The 18,702-nt window shown below is 66.2% G+C and carries 15 protein-coding genes; 7 read left to right on the top strand and 8 right to left on the bottom strand.

Annotated elements, in window-relative coordinates:
- The 3 genes from rbbA to H4P35_RS23270 are packed head-to-tail and all read right to left on the bottom strand — an operon-like array spanning nt 1 to nt 5,352.
- Nucleotides 1–2,736, bottom strand: a complete 2,736-nt coding sequence (rbbA, locus tag H4P35_RS23280; RefSeq protein ID WP_226847149.1) for a ribosome-associated ATPase/putative transporter RbbA — start codon at nt 2,734–2,736, stop codon at nt 1–3.
- Entirely contained in the window at nt 2,736–3,803 is a 1,068-nt protein-coding gene (locus tag H4P35_RS23275) for an HlyD family secretion protein (protein WP_226847148.1), read from the bottom strand. The genes rbbA and H4P35_RS23275 overlap by 1 nt, the downstream gene beginning before the upstream one ends.
- 43 nt (nt 3,804–3,846) lie before the next feature.
- Entirely contained in the window at nt 3,847–5,352 is a 1,506-nt protein-coding gene (locus H4P35_RS23270; protein WP_226847147.1) for an efflux transporter outer membrane subunit, read from the bottom strand.
- Between the two features lie 194 nt (nt 5,353–5,546).
- Between H4P35_RS23270 and H4P35_RS23265 the strand changes: the two genes are divergently transcribed.
- Both H4P35_RS23265 and H4P35_RS23260 read left to right on the top strand, forming a co-directional pair.
- Nucleotides 5,547–6,188: a TetR/AcrR family transcriptional regulator gene (locus tag H4P35_RS23265; RefSeq protein WP_226847146.1), complete on the top strand. Its 642-nt coding sequence runs from the start codon at nt 5,547–5,549 to the stop codon at nt 6,186–6,188.
- A gap of 92 nt (nt 6,189–6,280) precedes the next feature.
- Nucleotides 6,281–7,873, top strand: a complete 1,593-nt coding sequence (locus tag H4P35_RS23260) for an EAL domain-containing protein (protein WP_226847145.1) — start codon at nt 6,281–6,283, stop codon at nt 7,871–7,873.
- Here the strand turns inward: H4P35_RS23260 and kch are convergent.
- Both kch and H4P35_RS23250 read right to left on the bottom strand, forming a co-directional pair.
- Nucleotides 7,850–9,061, bottom strand: a complete 1,212-nt coding sequence (gene kch / locus H4P35_RS23255; RefSeq protein WP_128829003.1) for a voltage-gated potassium channel protein — start codon at nt 9,059–9,061, stop codon at nt 7,850–7,852. The genes H4P35_RS23260 and kch overlap by 24 nt on opposite strands.
- Nucleotides 9,062–9,485: 424 nt before the next feature.
- On the bottom strand, nt 9,486–10,301 hold the full coding sequence (locus H4P35_RS23250; RefSeq protein ID WP_226847144.1) for a response regulator transcription factor: 816 nt from the start codon (nt 10,299–10,301) through the stop codon (nt 9,486–9,488).
- A gap of 624 nt (nt 10,302–10,925) precedes the next feature.
- On the opposite strand from H4P35_RS23250, the gene H4P35_RS23245 reads away from it, so the two are divergent.
- Entirely contained in the window at nt 10,926–11,270 is a 345-nt protein-coding gene (locus tag H4P35_RS23245) for a helix-turn-helix domain-containing protein (RefSeq protein WP_254595304.1), read from the top strand.
- Here the strand turns inward: H4P35_RS23245 and H4P35_RS23240 are convergent.
- Nucleotides 11,251–12,396, bottom strand: a complete 1,146-nt coding sequence (locus H4P35_RS23240) for an acyltransferase (RefSeq protein ID WP_152382624.1) — start codon at nt 12,394–12,396, stop codon at nt 11,251–11,253. The genes H4P35_RS23245 and H4P35_RS23240 overlap by 20 nt on opposite strands.
- Before the next feature lie 303 nt (nt 12,397–12,699).
- Between H4P35_RS23240 and H4P35_RS23235 the strand changes: the two genes are divergently transcribed.
- The 3 genes from H4P35_RS23235 (at nt 12,700) to H4P35_RS23225 (ending at nt 14,881) form a co-directional block, all read left to right on the top strand.
- Nucleotides 12,700–13,227: an META domain-containing protein gene (locus tag H4P35_RS23235; RefSeq protein ID WP_142053123.1), complete on the top strand. Its 528-nt coding sequence runs from the start codon at nt 12,700–12,702 to the stop codon at nt 13,225–13,227.
- A 31-nt stretch (nt 13,228–13,258) separates the two neighbouring features.
- Nucleotides 13,259–14,056, top strand: coding sequence for a DUF4377 domain-containing protein (locus H4P35_RS23230; protein ID WP_370638941.1), 798 nt, complete (start codon nt 13,259–13,261; stop codon nt 14,054–14,056).
- An 87-nt stretch (nt 14,057–14,143) separates the two neighbouring features.
- Entirely contained in the window at nt 14,144–14,881 is a 738-nt protein-coding gene (locus H4P35_RS23225; RefSeq protein WP_152382623.1) for a sulfurtransferase, read from the top strand.
- A gap of 64 nt (nt 14,882–14,945) precedes the next feature.
- Here the strand turns inward: H4P35_RS23225 and metG are convergent, their stop codons facing one another.
- Both metG and H4P35_RS23215 read right to left on the bottom strand, forming a co-directional pair.
- Complete coding sequence (metG, locus tag H4P35_RS23220) at nt 14,946–17,012, bottom strand: methionine--tRNA ligase (RefSeq protein WP_255616197.1); 2,067 nt, start codon at nt 17,010–17,012, stop codon at nt 14,946–14,948.
- A gap of 222 nt (nt 17,013–17,234) precedes the next feature.
- Nucleotides 17,235–17,510 (bottom strand): hypothetical protein, encoded by a 276-nt coding sequence (locus H4P35_RS23215; RefSeq protein WP_056325207.1) that lies wholly within the window; start codon nt 17,508–17,510, stop codon nt 17,235–17,237.
- Between the two features lie 101 nt (nt 17,511–17,611).
- On the opposite strand from H4P35_RS23215, the gene apbC reads away from it, so the two are divergent.
- Entirely contained in the window at nt 17,612–18,700 is a 1,089-nt protein-coding gene (gene apbC, locus H4P35_RS23210) for an iron-sulfur cluster carrier protein ApbC (RefSeq protein ID WP_142053129.1), read from the top strand.
- Nucleotides 18,701–18,702: the final 2 nt, after the last annotated feature.

Raw genomic sequence — 18,702 nt, 5'->3', positions numbered from 1 at the left:
TCAGGTCTCCTGCTTTTTCAACAGCAGCGCCGACGCACCCAGGATGATGGGAATGGAGATCAGCAGCGGCCAGAACGAGGCGTAAAGATCATGCAGCCCCAGCGCCTTGCTGAACACGCCGCGGCTGATGATGAGCATATGGGTGGCGGGATAGACCTGTCCGATCAGCCGGCCCGCGCCCTCCAGCGAGGACACCGGGTTGAGCAGCCCGGCAAACTGCACGGCCGGAACCAGGGTGCCGATCATCGTGAAGAACAGCGCGGCGATCTGGCTGCGCGTGAACGTGGAGGCCAACAGGCCAATGGCGGTGGCCACCACGTTGTAGATCAGCGCGGCGAGCAATAGCGTGCCGAAGCTGCCCTTGATGGGCACGCCGAATAGCGTCACAGCAAGCAGGGCCATCAGCAGGAAGTTCAGCATCGCCAGCGCGACATACGGCGCCTGCTTGCCCAGCAGGAATTCCAGCCGCGTCACCGGCGTGACGTAAAGATTGGTGATCGAGCCCAATTCCTTTTCGCGCACCACGGCCAGCGCCGTCAGCATGGCCGGCATCATCAGCAGCAGCAGCGGAATGACGGCAGGCACCATGGCGGGCAGGCTGCGCACATCGGGGTTGTAGCGAAACCGCGTCTCCACGCTGACGGGAAGCTGCGCGCTGGCGCCCAGCCGCTCGCGCGCCTGCTGCGCCAGCCAGCCCTGGTGCATGCCCAGCACATAGCCGCGAATGGTCTCGGCCCGTTGCGGCATGGCCCCGTCGATCCAGACGCCGATCTGCACGGGCTTGCCGCGCTCAATGTCGCGCGCGAAGCCCTGCGGAATCTCGATGGCCAGCGACAGCTCGCCGCTGCGCATGCGCGCGTCCAGGTCCGCGTAATCGGCAATGGGCGGATGTTCGATGAAGTAGCGGGACCCCGACAGATTCAGGCTGTAGTTCTGGCTCAGGCCCGTCTGGTCGCGGTCCATGACCGCATAGCGCAGGTCCTCGACGTCCAGGCTGATGCCGTAGCCCATCACGAACATCAGCAAGAGCGAGCCCAGCAGCGCCAGCGTGGCGCGCACGGGGTCGCGCTGCAGTTCCAGCGATTCGCGCCACATGTAGCTGAACGCGCGATGCAGGCTGAACCCGCGCCGGCCCGGGTGGGCGGGCGGGGCGGCGTCCTCGATGGGCGGCGCCGCGCCCGTGTCGGCCGCATTGCCGGCGCCTGCATCGATCAGGTAGGCAATGAAGGCGGCTTCCAGCGAGCTTGCGCCGCGCAAGCGAATGATTTCGTCGGGTGCGGCGCTGACCAGCACCTTGCCCGCGTGCATCAGCGAAATGCGGTCGCATCGCTGGGCCTCGTTCATGAAGTGCGTCGAGATGAAGATCGTGACGTGATCCTTGCGGGCCAGTTCGATCAGCAGGTTCCAGAATCCGTCGCGCGCGACCGGATCCACCCCCGACGTTGGCTCGTCCAGGATGAGCAGCTCGGGCTTGTGCACCATGGCCACGGCAAGCGAAAGCCGCTGGCGCACGCCCATGGGCAGGTTCTGCGGCAGCGCGTCCAGCACGCCGTCCAGCCCGAAGCGCGTAACCATCTCCTGGACGCGCGCGGGGATGTCGGCCTCCGGCACGTGGAACAGCCGCGCGTGCAGCACCAGGTTCTGTCGCACGGTCAGTTCGCCGTACAGCGAAAAGGCCTGCGACATGTAGCCCACGCGCCGGCGCGTGTCGATGTTGCGCGGATCGACCTCCTGCCCGAATAAAAAGGCCTGGCCTTCGCTGGCGGGCAAGAGGCCCGTCAGCATCTTCATGGTGGTCGACTTGCCGCAGCCGTTCGAGCCCAGGAACCCGAAGATCTCGCCGCGCCGGATGCGGAAGTTGACGTGGTCCACGGCCACGAAGTCGCCAAAGCGCATGGTCAGGTCGCGCGCCTCGATGGCGATGCCGGCGTCCTCGTCCAGGGCCAGCGGCACGATCTCGACGGGTTTGTGGCCGCGCCGCTTTTGCTCGGGCAGCAGCGCAATGAAGGCCGCTTCCAGCGTCTGCGCGCCGGTGCGGTCCTGCAATTCGGCGGGCGTGCCGGTGGCCAGCACGCGGCCGTCGTCCATGGCGATCAGCCAATCGAAACGCTGCGCCTCGTCCATGTAGGCGGTCGCCACGATCACGCTCATGCCGCGCCGCTGCGCGCGAATCTCGTTGATCAGATCCCAGAACTGCGCGCGCGCCAGCGGGTCCACGCCGGTCGTGGGCTCGTCCAGGATGAGCAGGTCCGGATCATGGATCAGCGCGCAGCACAGCCCCAGCTTCTGCTTCATGCCCCCGGACAGCTTGCCCGCGGGCCGGGACAAGAAGGCCGACAGGCCGGTGCTGCGGGTCAGGCTGTCGATGCGGCGGCGGCGCTCGGCCGCGTCATGGCCGAACAGACGGCCAAAGAACTGCAGGTTTTCTTCCACGGACAAGGTGGGGTAGAGATTCTTGCCCAAGCCCTGCGGCATGTAGGCGATGCGCGGGCAGACGGTCTCGCGGTGCCTTCGGCTGGCCATGTCGCCGCCCAGCACCATGACCTTGCCCTGCTGCACGGCCCGCGCGCCCGCCACCAGCGCGAGCAGGCTGGACTTGCCCACGCCGTCCGGGCCGATCAGTCCCACCATGCGTCCGGCGGGAATATCCAGCGTGATGCCGTCCAGCGCCTGGGTCTTGCCATAGCGCAGGCCGACATCGGACAGCGAGGCGACGGGCGGGACGGCCGGGGACATCAGGGCACCTTGACGTCAAGATAGCCGGGCCATTGGGCATCCGGGTCCAGTTTCAGCCACGCCACGCCGGGCAGCCCTGTCTTGACCTGCGTCAGGTGGCGGCGCAGCAGGTCGGGGCTGATCTGCGCCTTGACGCGGAACATCAGCTTCTGGCGTTCGCTGGCGGTCTCGACGGTCTTGGGCGTGAATTGCGCGGTGCTGGCCACGAACGAGACCGTGGCGGGGATGACGTATTCCGGCGCGGCATCCAGGATGATGCGAACGTCCTGGCCCAGCGCGACGCGGCCCGCGGCCTGCTCGGGCAGGAAGAACGTCATGTAGACGTCGGCCAGGTCGACCATGTTCAGCACCTTGCCGCCCGCGCCCAGCACTTCGCCCGGCTGCGCCACGCGGTACTGCACGCGGCCGGCGCGCGGGGCCCGTAGCTCGCTGTCGGCGATGTCGGCATCGATGCGCGCAACCGTGGCCTGCGCGGCCGCAATCGCCGATTGGGCGCCGACCTGCGCGGCGCGCGCGGCGTCGATGGCCGCGGCGGCCGCCGTGACTTGGGCACGGGCCGCGTTCACCGCCGCCTGCATGCTGCGCACCCGGGCGCGGTCATCGTCCAGTTCCTGGATCGACGAGGCGCCTTCCTTGGACAGCGTTTCCGAGCGGGCCAGGCGCCGGCGCGCCGCGTCCAGCTCGCTTTCCCGCTGCACCACGACGGCTTCGGCGGCCCGCTTGTCGCTCTCGCGCTGCGCCACCTGCGCCGCCGCGCTGGCCGCGCCATTGACCGCCTGCTGATGCTGCGCCCGCGCTTCCTCGCGCTGCGCCTGCAGCGTGTCGATCTGCATGCGCGCCAGCGGCTGGCCCGCCGCGACGAAGTCGCCCTCCGTGACCAGCACTTCCTGCACGCGGCCCGCGAGCTTGGTGGCCAGGTCGATCTCGGTGGCTTCGATCCGGCCGTTGCCGCTGACAAAGCCAGGCCCCGGCCCGGTGTCCGCCAACATGCGCCAGCCGTAGTAGCCAGCGGCTGCGGCAACCACAAGGGCAATCAGCAAGACCAGTTTTCGTTTGGGTAGAGGCATGTCGGCGTGTCCTTGATCTTTGGGCTTTTCAGCGTCGGGCCCGTCAGCGTTGGGCCGTGCCGGCGTCAGGCGCTTCAGGCGCCAGCGACCCGCCGCCCAGCGCGGCGTACAGGCCGATGCGGCTGGACAGGAGCGCGCGGCGCGTTTCCACCAGCTGCTGCTGCGCGGCCAGCAAATCGCGCTTGGCGTCGAGCACTTCCAGGTACGGAGAGGCGCCATAGTCGTAGCGCAACTGCGCCAGGCGGGTACGCTCGGCCTGCGCCGCCACGGTGGCGCGCAGCACGTCCACCTGTTCGGCCAGCCAGCGGCGCGACGCCAGCGCGTCGGACACGTCCCTGAATGCGCTTTGTATGGTTTGTTCGTAGCTGGCGACGGCCAGATCCCGGCGCGCTTCGGTCAGGTCCAACGTGGACTGCCGGCGGCCGGCATCGAAGATCGGCAGGTTGATGCTGGGCGCGAAATTCCAGGCGCGGCTTCCCCCCGCGAACAGTCCGTCCAGTTCGGCGCTGGCGGTGCCGAAGGCCCCGGTCAGCGTAATGCTGGGCAGAAAGGCGGCGCGGGCCGCGCCGATGTTGGCGTTGGCGGCCTTTAGCCGATGCTCCGCGGCCAGGATGTCGGGCCGGTCGGTCAGCAGGTCGGACGGCAGCCCCGCCGGCAGGTCGCGCATCACCGCCTCGTCATTGAGCCGCGCCGGACCGGCGGGCAGATCCAGCGGCGCACCCACCAGCAATTCCAGGGTGTGCGCCTGTGCGGCGCGCGAACGTTCCAGTTCTGTGCCCAATGCCTTGGCCTGCTGCCACAGCGTCTCGACCTGCGTCAGGTCCAGCTTCGAGATGGCGCCTTCCTCGAAGCGGCGGCGAAAGATGCGCAGCGATTCCGCGCGCGAGTCGATGGTCTCGCGGGTGAGCTCCAGGCGTTCGTCCAGTTCGCGCAGCCGCAGGTAGCCGTCCGCCACCTGGGCGATGAGGCTCAGCGTGGCCGCCTGCGCTGCCGCCTGCGTCGATAGATAGTTTTCCAGCGCCGCATCGCTGAGGCTGCGCACCCGTCCCCAGAAATCCAGTTCCCAGGTCGCCATGCCCAGGCCCACCTGATACTGGCTGGAAACCTGCGGCTGGCCCGTCACATTCAGGTCGCCCGGCACGCGCGCCCGCGAGCCTTGCGCCTGCACGCCCACGGTGGGGAACTGGTCGGACCGTTGGATGCCGTACAGCGCCTGCGCTTCCTCGACCCGCAGCAACGCCGCGCGCAGGTCGCGGCTGTTTTCCAGCGCGGTGGCGATCAGGCCTTGCAGCGCGGGGTCGGGAAAATAGGACTGCCAGGCGATGCGGGCGGCGGCGGGCGCGGCGATGGACGCGGGGGCCGCCGCGGGCTGGGCGGCGTCCAGCTGTCCGGCTGGCGGCTGGCTGTCGCGGGGATATGCCTGCGGCACCGGCAAGGCAGGGCGTTGGTATTCGGGCGCGAGCGAGGTGCAGCCGGCGGCCATCAGCAGCGTCAGGGCGGCGGCGGCTAGACGAGGAGGTATCGAAGCGGAAAACGCGGTTGCTGTCATGCGGCGGGTCTCCGGCTCGGGGGGCGGAAGCGTCTCGCGCGCGGCAGGCTTTTGGCCTTGCGGCACGGACGGTTCCGGCGCCAGGGCGTGTGCCTATTGTGCCCATCCGGCCGCAAAATTCCTTGACGCGAATCAATTTAGCGACTGACTGGTCGGTATGTAATGGGCGCATCGTGACCCTGGAGCAATCAGACATGGACAGGCCGCGCACTCGCCTGCCGCCGCCGGTACGGATCGGCCAGATCCTGGACGCCGCGCTGCGGGAATTCTCGCGGGCGGGCTACTCGGGCACGCGCATGGACGACATCGCGTTGCGCGCCGGCGTGTCCAAGGGCGGGCTGTACGCGCATTTCGCAAGCAAGGAAGCCATCTTCGAGGCGCTGCTCGAACGCCACCTCGCGCCCGCGCCCCTCGATATCCCGGCCATTGTCGACAGCGCCACCTCGGTGCAGGCATTGGCCGAGCGCATTGCCGATCATCTGCACGAAAGCCTCGCCAATCCCGCCATGATCAGCACGCTGCGGCTGCTGCTTGCCGAAAGCGGCAGGGTGCCGCATCTGGCGGCGCGCTGGCGCCACGAAACCGCCGAGGCGCATCTTGCCGACCTGGGCCGTCTGCTGGCGCTGGCCCGCCGGCGGGGGCTGTGCCGCGACAGCGTTGCGCTGCGCGAACCCTGGCTGCTGCTGGCGCCGGTGGTGCACACCGTGGTCATGGCCGCGCTGCTGGGGCCGGACGACGAACTCGGCCTCGCGGCGCGCCGCGAGGCTCACGTGAGGATGATCGTCGAACTGTTGGCCCCGGCGGCCAGGCAGCGGCGGGCTGCACGCAGTTCTTGACGCCGCGCCGCGCATGGTGTCCCATCGCATCGATGCACCCGCACTAATGGCCCCTTTACTGCCGCGGAGACCCCTTGCCGACATCAGGCCTGATGGAACGCGTACCGTCGTGGCGTTATCTGCCCGTGGCCCTGGCGCTGGTGCTGCCGGTGATCGCCTGCTTGGCCTGGACCTGGTGGCATGCCCAGAAAGAACAGCGCCATGACGCCGAGTCGGCCGCGCGCATCGTTCAAGTCCAGACGCAACTCATGCTGACGCAGTCCTGGGAACTTCTGGACCGCGTGGCGCCGCTGACCGCCCTGTCCTGCGACGAGGCACTGCCCGATCTGCAACGCTGGGGTTCGCTGAACCCGTATGTCCGGTCCCTGGTACTGGTCCGCGGCGAGCGCATGTATTGCTCGTCGGCGGTCGGCAAGGTCGATTACGCCGTGTCGGAATTTCGCAGATGGTCGGTGGGCGGGTCCCCGGACCGCTGGCTCATCACGGTGGCCGGAACGCCGCTGGCGCCGGAACGTCCCGCCGTTCTGTTGGGCCGGCCCGGGGTCGAAGGCCACAGCGCGGTCGTGGTGGTCGACGGCCGGTACGTGCAGGATCTGCTGAACGCGCTATCCAATCTGCGCGATTACCAGATCGACGTGCAGGTGGGAGAGGGTGGCATGCCCATCCACAACGATCGCAAGGGGGCAGCGGGCGCGCCCCGCGAAGTGATCTACACCGAGACGACGAACCCCGACGGCCGCGCGCCGGTCACCCTCAGTGTCAGCGCGCCGGCCGAAGCGGTCGTGCAGGCGTGGCAGCAACTGCTGATGACCTACCTGCCCGCCGCGGCGCTGCTTGGCCTCGGCCTGGCCGTGGCGGCGTTCCGCCAACAGGTCAACCGCCAGTCCTTCAAGGAACAGTTGCGCCGCGCCATCGTTGCCGACGAATTCCGGGTGCATTACCAGCCGGTTTACGGCCATGCGGTGGGCCAGTGCAGCGGGGTCGAGGCCTTGTTGCGCTGGGAGCGGCCGGGCGTGGGCGCCGTGCGGCCCGACGTTTTCATCGCCGCCGCCGAAACCAATGGCATGATCGTCCCGCTGACGCGCCATCTGTTCGCGCTGATCGAGCGGGACATGCGCGACTGGGACACGCCGCCCGGCTTTCATGTGGGCGTGAACATTGCCGCCGCGCATTTGTCCTGCCCCGAATTCACCGGCGACATCGAGCGCTTTGCCGCCAACATCGCCCAGCGTGAACCGACCCTGGTGCTGGAGATCACTGAACGCAGTCTGGTCACCGACGACGGGCAGGCCCGGCGCAATATCGAGGCCTTGCGCGCGCAGGGCGTGCGCGTGGCCATCGACGATTTTGGCACCGGCCATTGTTCGCTGTCGTATCTGCAGCGGTTTCCGGTGGATTACCTGAAGATCGACAAGGGGTTCGTGCATGCCATCGAACCCACGGGCGAAGACGCGCCGGTGCTGGACGTCATCATCACGCTCGCGCATCGGCTGGGTCTGGCGGTACTGGCCGAAGGCGTCGAAACCGACCTGCAGTTCCGCTATCTCAGCGGCCGCGGCGTGGCGTTCATCCAGGGTTACCTGTTTGCGCGGCCCATGCCGTCGGATCAATTCGTGGCGTGGTATGCGCGGCACGCGCCGCTGGGCGAGCCGCAGCTGCGTTCAAGCGGGCTTGGCGTCGGTTGAAGGCTTGGCGAAGAACAGGTCGGTGATGGCCTGGCTGTCCATGGGCTCGCCGTTGATCGCGCGGGTCAGCAATTCCGCGCCCAGCAGTTGCACCGAGAACACCAGGTCGGGCTGCACCCGGCGGATCTTTTCGAGGTGCTTGCTGGTGTTGACCAGTGCCACGGTCTTGGCGCCGTCCGCGCCGGTTGCTTCCTTGGCGGCCAGCACGATGAACGCATTCTCGGCGTCGTCGTCGCGCAGCGCCAGCACATAGCGCGCCCGCGCCACGCCCGCCACGTGCAGCACGTCCACGCTCGAGGGGTCGCCTTCGATCAGGTCGGTGGCGGCGGGGTAGTCGTGCGCCACGCCGGTCGGGACGATGACGGTGACTTCTTCGTTGCGGCTGCGAAGGCCCTGGTAGACGCTTAACGCGAGGGGCGTGGCGCCGGCGATGATGATGTGGTTCTTTCTCATGGCCGAGGAAAACCTGCCTTTGACGAGCCGTTTCAGGTTGCCGCCGATCACCGGGCCGGCGATCGCGCTGACGGAGGTTGCGAAGACGGTGATGCCGAGGATGATAATCGACGCGGTGAACAGCCGCGCCGTGCCGCTGTGCGGCGTGATGTCGCCATAGCCCACCGTGGACATCGAGACGATCGAAAAGTAGAGCGCGGTGCCCGCATCCAGGATGGGCGGATTGAATTCGTTGCCCAGGTATAGCGTGCCGAACACGGCGTAGATCATCAGCGACAGCACGCTCACCAGGGCGAAGAGCGACCCGGCCGTCACGCTGGCGCGGTCGAAACGGCGCCAGTAGGCCACCAGCGCGATCACCAGCACCAAGGTGTAGATACCCAGCCCCGCGCGGCCGCCATCACCCAGGATGGCGAAGGTGCCGATGCCGATCAGCAGCACCAGCGAGAACGCCCACGCAATGCGCGCTTTCAGGATCAGGCCCAGCGCAATCACCTGCAGGCCCACGCCAAGCACCAGCCGCGGAATCTCCAGCAACCCGACCACGCGCATGATCTCGTGCCAGTTGTCCAGCGCAAGCCAGAACGAATATTCGCGTGCGCGGACTTCGCGCAGCACCGGGTGCATGAAGGCGTATCCGTCCAGCGCCACCAGGAAGGCGAGGCACCAGTTCGGCGGGAAGAACGCCAATATCTTACGGAGCCGATGGCGCAGGGGAGGCTGGGGCAGGGGCATCGAGGGCACAAGCTTCCTATATCAATATGGTATGGAAGACTATCAACAAAGAATTACTGCAAACGCGTCCGAGGTCATAAACTTTCCTCATCAGGCGGCTATCCGGAAGGAACACCGCCGATATGGCAGTAAAGCCTACCAGCAGTCAGGGTGGACGAATTGCCAGGCGTTGATCACGTTGCAGCCAGTGCAGGGACTAGAGACCCGGCGCGGGCCACGGTTGGACCGTGCGTGAGTAGTATGAGGCACGAATGTTGGAATCGCGTGATCCAGGTAGAAGGCATCGGTGCCGGCCGATGACTCCGGGTTCACGTGTTGTTTTAGCGCGGCGTCTTACCCTTCGGGGGCAGCGCCGCGTTTTTTTCGCCCGGCGATTCGTGCCGGGCCACCCTTGCAGCCACGCGTGGCGCGTCCGCTGTTTCGGTTACACGGACGCGTTCGCGTCCGCTTCTTCGCTGCGCCAGGCGTCTCGCCCGTCGGCGCGCGGGGTCGGCGCCGTGACCCGGTATTCCAGATCCAGCGTGATGTCGGCCGCAAACATGTAGCCCCATCCGTGCACCGCGCGGATCGGCAGCGTCATCTGGTTGGCCGCGGCCTTGCGCCGCAATCGGCTGATCATCACATCCACGAAGCGCCGGCGCGTGATGCCGCTGTCGGCTTCGTCTGCCCCATCGGCAAGAAATGCGTCGCGGCTGACCTTGCGGTCCGGCGCGTTGACCAGTCTGGACAGGAAGTCGCGTTCCCCCGTCGTCAGCCCCAGCGTCCTGCCCTTGGGACTGATGAGGGTCCACCCCTTGTTCGCCAGCCGCCAGCCTTCCTGGGCCGATTCCTCGGCCGGGTGCGGATCCGCGCCCGTCTCCAGACCATCCAGCCCGACCGCGCGACGCACCAGCGCCTGCAGGACGGCTGCGAGTTCCAGGCCCGTGACATCCGGCGGCAGACACGCGTCCGCCCCGCACAACAGCGTGCGGATGCGGCTTTCGGCGTCGAGGAATGGAGCGATGGCCACGATGCCCAGGCTGCGGTCGATCGCGCGCAGGCGCACGGCGGCGTTGTGCACATCGGGAAGCGGCGCTTCCAGGACCACCAGCGGGCTGGGCCGGCGGGAAAATCTGTCGTAGACGTCCACCAGATCGGGGCAGCGGCGGACGTTGAATCCCAGATGGGACAGGGACTCGACCAGTCTGGCATGCCTGGCGTCGTCGCTGCCAAGAAAAATGACATCCAGCGTGTTGTTCATTGATGCTTCCAATGAGGCGGCGCGGGCAGGCCGTGGGCGCCAGGAAAATGCCGGACGCCTGGCTCATGCCATGCCGTTGCCGGCCGTTGTGGGCGCGAGTCCTCATGGGAGGCACGCCTGTGTTTCATTTAAACACGGGCGTGTTTTTTTGTGAAGATACGTTTCTATGGTTTCGGACAGTAACAGTCCGTCCGGGGAGGAATTCGCCTGCAGCCATTGAAACGGCGTTTGATCCCCAATTTGCATCAGAAAAGTATTATGTATTACCGATACATTATTTTCTCTTCCGCCAGCGGCCGCGCTCATAAACTCATGCGTCTTTTTTGCTCACTGCGCTTGTCGCCGGCCGGCTCGTGGGGCCGGCGCGACGACTGGTGAAGTATTGCAAGCCGATGAAATATATGAATTTTTTAAGGGCGGCTTGCATCGGAAGGGGCGCGTACGCAGCAGCTTGTACGCGGGGCCAGGGGGGCCTCACGGCGATTTATGGATTAGCCCGGAAATAGGGGCCTAATCCGTTTATTTGGCCGCGGAGCTGAAATGCTTTAATCAAATAAAACCAAACAATTAATGTCTCGGGTTGATCGATTGGACACGTTTAGCCATCGTCTGCGCAACGCAAGAATGCTTCAGGGATGGACTCAAAAAGACTTGGCGGTCGCAAGCAACCTGTCGCAAAGCGCCATCGGCAACTACGAAAGCGGGCAGCGCCAGCAGCCTTCCAGCGATGCGCTCATCAAGCTGACGCGCGCGCTGCGCGTCAATCCCTTGTGGCTAAGTACCGGCGAAGGCCCCATGGTGGACACACCGCACGGACACACTGCAGCCGGTTCCGCCGCCGAGACCCCCAACCCCGCCGCCTGGCCCTTCGAGACGATCTCGTATTCGGCCTACGCCCGCCTCAGCCAGCAGGAAAAGCGGCAGATCGAGCTGGTGCTCAGCGCCTACATCAAGGCACGCGGTGAATAGTCCCTATCGGCTGCGCGGGCGCTTGCGGGCGCCGCGAGGCGTCCGCGGGCGCGGTGCCGCCCGCCGGATCGGCACGTAGACGGCTGCGCAGGCGCTCCACCGGATCCGCGATCAGGTAGTTCAAGACCGCCGAGAATCCGATGCAACCCGTGATCGACATGGCCGCAAACAGCATTGGCTGGTGTTCCTGCACGTCGTGCATCAGCCAGCTGAACGCCATGATCACCAGCATGTGACAGATGTAGAGCGGATAGCTCAACTCGCCGATTGCCTTGTCCAGCCGGTGGCGCGACTGGAACAGGAACGCCAGCGGCAGCAGCGCCGCAAACAGCAGGACAGCCAGGCCATCGCGCACGGTCGGATTGATGCCGATCGAGAAATGTGCCACGACGTAGAGGAACAGGATGCCCGTGCCCAGCTCGGGCAGGCGCTTGACGCGCTGTGTCCACGCCTTCATTCGCGGCAACACCACCTGGTGCGACAGCGAGCCGATCAGGAACAGCGCCAGCTCGGTGGGGAAGAACCGGTAGGTCCAGGGATCGGAACGCCCGACCCCGGTCCAGATCAGGATGGCGCGCAGGGCGAGCGATGCCGCCAGCAACGCCAGCAGCTTGCGCGGCGACCGCAGGATGAACGGGGCCACCAGGTAGAAACTCATTTCGACGCCCAGCGTCCAGGCCTGCGGCACCAGCAGGCCCTTGTACAGCGGCACGTCGCTATTCGCGAAGCTGCCCGTGAAGGCCAGGGCCGAGTCGCGGATGCCGAAGAACATCAGCCAGTCCTGGCCGAAGATGAAAAGGTTCGACAGGAACAGGAAGACTTCGGCGCTGAAGGGCAGGGCTTCGTAGATGCGGAAGAACGAGCCGCCGCTCACGATGTGGGCCGTGAGCGTCAACGCCGCCACCGACAGGTAGATGGGGAAAAGCCGCAGGAAGCGGTTTGCGTAGAATTTGCCGGTGGCGCCCTGGTAGTGGTCCGTGGCCGTCAGCACGTACGAGATCAGGAAGCCGGAGATGACATAGAAGAGCTGCACGGCAAGCCTGCCGCCGACCAACTGGTCGGCGTAGCCGCCACCCAGATGGTCCAGCACCACTGACAGTGCCAGTAAGGTTCTCAAAAAGCCCATCGCGCATCTCCCCGGTGGATATTGTTCTCAGGCCCGATGGCCGGACACTGCGCATGCGGTCGTCGCGGGCTCCGCTCCTCTTTCCCTGTATTACTTTTTAGGCCGGAGTCATCAACTGTCATCGATTCTGCGCGTCGGCCTGACCCCCCGCCATGCGGCATTCGATGCAGAACCGGAGATCATCAGCGTTAGAACCTCCGGCTCAATCGTGCATCTTTTGGATACCGCTGTCGGACGGAGAAAATCGCGTCTCTGGGCGAGGCCGGTTACAGTACGACGGTACGAACCATTGGAGTCCCGTCCATGCCCACCCTCCTGTCCCCGCACGGCAGATTGCTCTGCCTCGCGCTGCTTACCGCGGCGTTGGCCGGTTGCGCCGGCACCGGCGGTGCGCGCCCTGAAGGCGCCGCAGCCGCCAGCGCCGCCACCAGCAAGGATTCGCTGGCGCAGACGAGTTGGGAACTGGTCCGCTGGGCGCAGCCCGGCGGCGCGCTGCGCGACATTCCGCACGGCGACAACGGCGAACCCATTCGCCTGACCTTTCTCGCGCAGGGCAAGCAGTACCAGGTCAACGGATTCTCCGGCTGCAACCGTTACACCGGCACGTACAAGCTCGAGCGCAACAAGCTCGTCATCGACGCGCCTGCCTCCACGCGCATGGCGTGCGTGCCCGCCGAGCGCGCGAAGCTGGAAGCCGATTACCTGCGCGCGCTGCGTGCCATCGACACGTTCACGCTGGATAGCGGTGGCGCGCCGCGCCACCTGACGTTCAATCTGCGTGGCGGCGACGTGCTGGAGTTCGAGCGCCGCCAGGATCCGCCGACACCCTGACCCGACGCCCAGGCGCGATTCGAGAACCTGCATGCGCAACCCAACTTTTCTGCGCCGACTGGCGCCCGGCCTGCTGTGCGCGAGTCTCGTGGCCTGCTCGTCGCCGCCGATGCGCGCGGCCGATGGCCAGGATCCACGGTTCCAGCCGGCCTCGGCATCCGACGTTCTGGTGCAGACGAACTGGGAGCTGGCGCGCTGGACGCTGCCTGGGGGCGCGCTGCGCCCCGTGCCGCATCCTTCGGCATCGCAACGCCCCATCACGGCCGCGTTCATCCATGACCAGGGCTCGCCGCGCCTCATGGGTTTTGCCGGCTGCAATACCTACAACGCTCCCTACACCATTGCCAACGGACTGTTGATCGTGCGCGCCGATCCCGTATCCACCCGGATGGTCTGCGCCCCAAACGTCATGCAGATCGAGCACGCGTATCTGGCGGCGCTCACCCGCATCACCGCCACGTCGTTCGACAACACCAATAACCCGCAGCGCATGACGTGGAAGCTCAGCACCGGCGACACGCTGGATTTCGGACGGCGCGTGGATCCCGTCGCGGGTGGCCAGCTGGGCGCCGCCAAACTGGTCTACGTGAACGCCGAGCGCGTGCCTTGCCAGACCGGCGCTGGCCGCGCCCTGTGCTATCAGGTCCGCGACAGCGCATCGCAACCCTGGCAGGTCTGGCATGGCGAGATCACCGGATTCAACTTCCAGCCCGGGGTGCGGTATCGCCTGCGGGTGGTGGAAATCGAGGATCCGAATCCGCCGATGGGGGCGTCCCCGCTGCGCTGGGTGCTGGACGCTGTCGTGGAGCAGCAGATCGTCAGCCCTTGAGTGCTGCGGCCGGGCAGCGGCCGGGAAGGCGTGCGCCGCCCAGCGATTACTATTACGGTCTTCATCGCCCATCTTCACTGCTTTGCCATGACTGCCGTCGTCAATATCGCCGCTTACAAATTCGTTTCGCTGGATGACCTGCCCGACCTTCGCGCACGCTTGCTCGCCGAGGCCGCCGCCGCCGGGCTCAAGGGAACGATCCTGCTGGCCGAGGAAGGCATCAACCTGTTCCTCGCGGGGGCGGCCAACGGCATCGACGCCTTTTTGCGGGGTCTGCGTGCCGATCCGCGCTTCGCGGACCTGGAGGTCAAGTTCAGCCACAGCACCGACGTTCCGTTCCGCAAGCTGCTGGTCAAGATCAAGCGCGAGATCATCCGCATGAACCACCCCGCCATCCGTCCGGCGGCGGGCCGCGCGCCCGGTGTCGACGCCCACACGCTGGCGCGCTGGCTGGAGGCCGGCGTGGACGACGAGGGCCGTCCCGTGGTCATGCTGGACACGCGCAACGCCTTCGAGGTAGACGAGGGCACGTTCAAGAACGCCATCGACTGGCGCATCGACCGATTCACGCAGTTTCCTGCGGCGGTGCAGGCGAACCGCGCCCAGCTCGAGGGCAAGACCGTCGTCAGTTTCTGCACGGGCGGCATCCGCTGCGAAAAGGCCGCCATCTTCATGAACGAGGCCGGTATCGAAAACGTCTACCAGCTCGACGGCGGCATTCTCAAGTATTTCGAGGAAACGGGCGGACCCGGCTACGAAGGCAAGTGCTTCGTTTTCGACGAGCGCATCTCGCTGGATCCGGCGCTGGCGCCCAGCAACGCCTGATCCGATCCGGCGCTGCAAGGAAAAAGAGCCCGCATTTGCGGGCTCTTTGCATGGGGGGCACCGCTTAGCGCACGCGCATGCCGGGCTTCGCGCCGGGGAACGGTTCCAGCACGTAGATGCCGGCGTCCACGGCTTCATCCGCATGGCTGGCAGCCAGCACCATGCCTTCGGACACGCCGAACTTCATCTTGCGCGGGGCCAGGTTGGCGACCATGACGGTCAGCTTGCCAATCAGGTCTTCGGGCTTGTAGGCCGACTTGATGCCCGAGAACACGTTGCGGTGGCGGCCTTCGCCCACGTCCAGCGTCAGGCGCAACAGCTTGGTCGAGCCTTCGACGTGTTCGCAATTGACGATCTGCGCGATGCGCAGGTCGACGCGCGCGAAGTCGTCGATGGAGATAGTCTCGGCCACCGGCTCGCCGCCGGGCACCACGACGGGCGCGGCGGGCGGCTCGAACAGGTCTTCCAGCATCTGCGGCTCGACACGCTGCATCAGATGCTTGAACGGCGCGACGCGCTGCGGCAGCACCGCGGCATCGGCCCACGTGAACGGCGCCTGCGCGCCAAACAATTCCAGCGCAACGCGTTCGGCGAGCTGGGGCAGCACGGGGGCCAGCATCACCGACAGGGCCTTGAAGCCGGCCAGCGAGCGCGAGCAGATGTCCTGCAGCGCGGCCTTCTGCGCGTCTTCGGCCGTGGCCAGACCCTTGGCCAGCACCCACGGCTGCGCCGTGTCGAACGCCTGGTTGATGCGGTCGGCGTAGGCCATGATCTCGCGGATGGCGCGGTTGTATTCGCGAGCCTCGAACGCGGCGCGGATCGACTCGGCCTGCTCGGCGTATTCGGCGGACAGCGCGGCCGTGTCGCCCGAATAACCCAGCACGCCGTCAAAGTGCTTGGTGATGAAGCTGGCGGCGCGGCTGGCGATGTTGACGTACTTGCCGACCAGGTCGCTGTTCACCCGCGCGATGAAGTCCTCGGGATTGAAGTCCACGTCTTCGACGCGCGCGTTCAGCTTGGCGGCGATGTAGTAGCGCATCCATTCGGCATTCATGCCGAGTTCCAGGTAGCGCAGCGGCGAAATACCGGTGCCGCGGCTCTTGGACATCTTTTCGCCGCTGACAGTGATGAAGCCGTGCACGTTGACGGCGTCCGGCGTCTTGCGGCCGGCGAACTTCAGCATGGCGGGCCAGAACAGCGCGTGGAAGTACACGATGTCCTTGCCGATGAAGTGAACCTGTTCGGTGTCGCCGTTGGGGTCGAGCAGGGCGTCGAAGTCCATGCCCTTGACCGCGCAATACGACTTGAGCGATGCCAGGTAGCCCACCGGCGCGTCCAGCCAGACGTAGAAATACTTGCCCGGCGCGTCGGGGATTTCGATGCCGAAGTAGGGCGCATCGCGGGAAATATCCCAGTCGCCCAGCTTGGCCTCGCCGTCTTCGCCACCCAGCCACTCGCGCGTCTTCGCCAGCATTTCGGGCTGCAGATGCTTGCCGCCGTGCCGGTTCGCGCCCGTGGTCCACTGCTGCAGGAATTCGACGCAGCGCGGATCGGACAGCTTGAAGAAGAAATGGTCGGACGACTTCAGGACGGGCGTGGCGCCCGTCAGGGCCGAGTACGGGTTGATCAGTTCGGTGGGCGCGTAGACCGCGCCGCAGACCTCGCAGGAGTCGCCGTACTGGTCCTTGGCGTGGCACTTGGGGCATTCGCCCTTGATGTAGCGGTCGGCCAGGAACATGCCCTTGACCGGATCGTAGAACTGCTCGACGGAGCGCGTTTCGATCAGGTCCTGGGCTTTCAGGGCGCGGTAGATGTCCTGCGACAGCGCGACGTTTTCCGCCGAGTCGGTCGAGTGCCAGTGGTCAAACCGGATGTGAAAGCCGTTCAGATATTGGGGGCGCTCGGCCGCGTAGCGCGCAACCAGCGCCTGCGGCGTGATGCCTTCCTTTTCGGCCTTCAGCATGATCGGCGCGCCGTGCGCATCGTCCGCGCCCACAAAATGCACCGTGTGGCCCGCCATTCGCATCGAACGAACCCAGATATCGGCCTGGATGTACTCCATGATGTGGCCGATGTGGAAGGATCCGTTGGCGTAGGGCAGCGCAGTGGTGACAAAGAGGGTGCGAGACATGGTTGTCGACTGAGGTTGAGGGGAAAAGGGATTTGGCGGCCATTTTAGGGCAAGCGCGCAGGCCTGCCCGCGGCGGGGCCCGGAAAGCACACAACCCGCCCATCGCATCAATGCGAATCAGGCGGGTTGAGGGAAGAGTGGCCGTGGCGTCTGGTGCGACCTTGCGCAACACGAAACGGCCAGCTTGCGCGCAATGACGCGCAAGCCAGTGGAAAACCGCCGTCAGCGGATTTCGCGGGCCTCGACGTCGATCACGTCGCCACGCGGTTGCGTGGCAAACGGAGCGGTGGCGGACTGGAAGGGTCCAGGGCGGGCGCCTTGGCGCTGGCTCCAATAGGCGCGAACGCCGAAGGGCTTGCCGCGCACCTTGGCGACCACATAAAGGATCGCCACGGCGAATGCCGTGGAAAGCATGAACACCAGCGCCATCGCCATGCCGATCAAGGCCAGGGCGGCGAATAGGACGGCACGAAAGAAGCGGATAAGTGTGTTGGTCATGAATGTCGGATGCAAAACGCAGCGAAAGGTTCCCGTGTATCCGCTATCCTTTAGGGGATGGCGGCCCGCAGACGCCGCGCTGCCTACGGAACCATAGTGACATGAGTATAACGATAGAAAACATCCGCGCCGCACTGCGCGCCGCGCAAGACCCGAATACCGGTTTGGATCTGGGCGTTTCTGTAAAAGATCGTGACATTCAACTGGCTGGCGGCCGTGTCGCGTTGACGCTGGAGCTGGGATATCCCGCCGACGCCGTCCGCGAACAGGTCCGCGACATCGCCGTGCGCGCGCTGGCGCAAGCCGGCGCGCCCGATGCGCAGGTCACCGTCACCTGGAAGGTAGCCGCCCACGCGGTGCAGAAGGGCCTGAAGCCGCTGCCCAACGTGCGCAACATTATTGCGGTCGCATCCGGCAAGGGCGGCGTGGGCAAGAGCACCACCGCCGTGAACCTGGCGCTGGCCCTGGCGGCCGAGGGCGCAAAGGTCGGCCTGCTGGACGCCGATATCTACGGCCCCAGCGTGCCGACGATGCTGGGCATCTCCGGGCGTCCCGAAAGCCTGGACAACAAGAGCATGGAGCCCCTGACCGGTCACGGCCTGCAGGCCAACTCCATCGGTTTCCTGATCGACGCCGATTCCCCCGCCATCTGGCGCGGTCCGATGGTCACGCAAGCGCTGGAGCAACTGCTGCGCCAGACCAACTGGCGCGATCTGGATTACCTGATCGTCGACATGCCGCCCGGCACGGGCGACGTGGCCCTGACGCTGGCGCAGAAGGTGCCGGTCGTGGGCGCGGTCATCGTCACCACGCCGCAGGACGTGGCGCTGCTGGACGCGCGCAAGGGCCTGAAGATGTTCCAGAAGGTCGAAGTGCCGATTCTGGGCGTGGTCGAGAACATGGCCATTCATATCTGCTCGCAGTGCGGCCACGCCGAGCACATCTTCGGTGAAGGCGGGGGCCAGCGCATGGCTGAGCAATATCAGACGCCGTGGCTGGGCAGCCTGCCGCTGACGCTTGCGATTCGCGAGCAGACCGACGCCGGCACGCCGACGGTGGTGTCCGACGCCGGCAGCGAGGCCGCGTCGCTGTACCGCGCGATCGCTCGAAAGCTGGCCGCGGGCGTTGCGGCGCTTCCGCGCGACATGGCCGGAAAGTTTCCTTCCATCGTCGTCCAACAACCGACCTGAAG

Origin of the sequence: Achromobacter sp. 77 (assembly GCF_020541125.1) — a bacterium.
Lineage (GTDB): Bacteria > Pseudomonadota > Gammaproteobacteria > Burkholderiales > Burkholderiaceae_B > Achromobacter > Achromobacter mucicolens.
The sequence above is the reverse complement of the archived record's forward strand: the minus strand, read 5'-3'. Positions and strand labels throughout refer to the sequence as shown.